The sequence below is a fragment of the Thiohalophilus sp. genome, from assembly GCF_031581315.1.
Taxonomy (GTDB): Bacteria; Pseudomonadota; Gammaproteobacteria; order UBA6429; family Thiohalophilaceae; genus Thiohalophilus.
This window is the reverse complement of record NZ_JAVLAZ010000041.1, coordinates 1-2229: the sequence shown is the minus strand read 5'-3', so window position 1 is coordinate 2229 and position 2229 is coordinate 1. Positions and strand designations below refer to the sequence as shown.

The following is a 2229-nucleotide window of genomic DNA, read 5'->3' as shown; positions in this document are numbered from 1 at the left end:
GCCAGCCAGCCGGAGAAGCCGGTCAACAGGCGCATGTACCAGGGCGAATCCAGCTCCTGTTCTTCAGGCAGGGTTCCCTCGACAATCCCTGCCTCAACCAGCTTCGCCCAGAGCGGTTCGCGTGAGCTCATGTCTGCCACTCCCTGTACAGGCGCTTGAGCCAGATTAGCGAACCACTACCGGCGCCCATCACCACCAGTGCCAGTAACAAAAACGCGCCGACGGGATCGCCTTCGAGCATGTGCCGCGCCAAAAAGGTGGTCACCACCACAATCGCGGAGAGCGAACCCCCGGTCAGCATGAACAGATCGCGAATCCGATAGCGGTAGATCCCACCCATGCCTGCCAGCCAGATTAGCCAGATGATCCCCGCCAGCAATCCGGCAGGTTCAGTCAGTGCGTTCTCCACGATACTGATCAGTGCCAGCCAGGTAATGGTATAACCGCTGCCCAGCGCCACCAGCCGAATCGCCCAGCGCTGATTCATAAACGACCAGCGCGTGGCGGCCCACTCCCACAGCACCAGCGCCAGGGTATTCAGCAGGAACAACATCCAGTACATACCCGTATCCCAGTACGACAACAGCATACCGAAGGCACCGGGAAAGGTTTGAAAATACAGCAGCGTGCTGAGATTGAGCAGCATCAGCCATACCAGCCACAACGGTGCGAAGCGACCCACCACCACCCAGGGAAGAATCAGCAGTGACCAGTTGAAAAACAGTTGCCAGGGATCGGCCCCGGTCTGGTAGGTCTGTCCGTATAAGGCCAGCAACACACCCAGGCAGATCGTGGCGCCCAGTAATGCCACCTTGCCGGCCATACGCTCCGTGCCCAGTTTCCAGTAACCGACAATCGCCGCGATCACCAATACTTCCACCAGGGCAAAACGAAACAGACGGCCCAGTTCCGACCAGTTATAGGCGACGAAGAACAACACGGCGAACGCCAGCGCCAGCCCGCCCAGCCATAAAAAGAGATGATCGATGAATGTGCGCCAGGCACGGGAATCAGGATAAACGCCGCTGACTGATAGAGCCTGCTCCAGCTTGTCCCCCGGAATGTGGCCCTGTTCGACAAGCCGGATTATGCGCTGATGGTCTGTACTCATATCAAAGCCCGGTCGCGTTCACAAGCATCAGAATAGCTTGCAACCCTTACCCGGGCAATGCTTTCGGTACCCGGTTATTATTTACGCAGTACTGCCACAAAGTTACCGTCGGCTTCCTCGAACGGCACAAAACATTCGATTTCGGCGAAGCCGGCCCGCCTGGCCAGGGTGGTAAAGTTTTCGCAATTGAACACATGTAAATGTTCGAGTGGTTTGAGTGCACCCCAGTCACATTTTTCCCGTTCAGCCCGCTCGCAGGCAGTATCGGGGGTCTGAATCAAAAATACGCCACCCGGTTTGATCAGTTCATAAATCCCCTGCAAGTCACCAGTTACATCTTCGAAATGCTCGACCACGTCAATCGCGGTAATCAGGTCGAAACTCGCCTTTTCAACGTTTTCTTTTGCGTCCTCGAAGCGTTCCGAGAACACCTGGTTCCTGTACTGCGGGTAACTGTTCATAAACGGCCGGATCAGTTCCCGAACCAGCTCGATACCATAAACATCCCAGCCATGTTCGTGCGCTGTTGCCAGTAAAAATCCTTTGTTACAACCGATATCCATATACCGGCGCTTCTCGCCGACTGCTGTCACCTGTTGCTGGCCAAATTCGAAAATACCCCGGGCGCGGCGCATGGAATTGTCGAACGATTTGGTCCAGCTGAATTTTCTAAACGGTGCCATCAGTTTGCGGCGCAATGACTTGACGGTATCGCCGCTATAGGCCTTGTAGAGCTCCTCCGGTTTTAATAACCGATCAACATAGATCAGGCCGCAGTTGTCACAGTGCAGATAATCCTGGCCATCCAGATGGCAATACTGTTGCGCGAATTCATTTGTCTCGCATACGACGCAGGCCCGCCTTTCCATTCGACATCCTCTTATATTTACAATGATTTGCCTGCCTGAAACAGGCGTAAGCTGATTTTAAACCAATACTCCCACCCATGCACCGGACTTGTGGCACTCTACAAGGAAAAAAACGGAAAAGAAAACGCCCGGTTAACCGGGCGCAAAGTACAACAGTTGGGAGAATAGAGAAGCAAGAAAGCGGAGCTCAACCTGCCTTGTCGAAGCGATGCATCATATGCAGGAGTTCCGCCTCGTTGGTACTGAGGC

Annotated in this window: 2 protein-coding genes; both read right to left on the bottom strand. The window is 54.5% G+C overall.

The genetic code is table 11. From position 1 onward, the window contains the following. Positions 1-127 precede the first annotated feature (127 nt). Entirely contained in the window at positions 128-1111 is a 984-nt protein-coding gene (locus RI563_RS07625) for a DUF2157 domain-containing protein (RefSeq protein WP_310693772.1), read from the bottom strand. A 77-nt stretch (positions 1112-1188) separates the two neighbouring features. After that, positions 1189-1980, bottom strand: coding sequence for a class I SAM-dependent methyltransferase (locus tag RI563_RS07620; protein ID WP_310693771.1), 792 nt, complete (start codon positions 1978-1980; stop codon positions 1189-1191). Positions 1981-2229: the final 249 nt, after the last annotated feature.

What these genes read in the sequence shown, in the direction of transcription:
- RI563_RS07620 (WP_310693771.1), bottom strand. Translation starts at nt 1,980, where the DNA reads ATGGAAAGGCGGGCCTGCGTCGTATGCGAGACAAATGAATTCGCGCAA.
- RI563_RS07625 (WP_310693772.1), bottom strand. Translation starts at nt 1,111, where the DNA reads ATGAGTACAGACCATCAGCGCATAATCCGGCTTGTCGAACAGGGCCAC.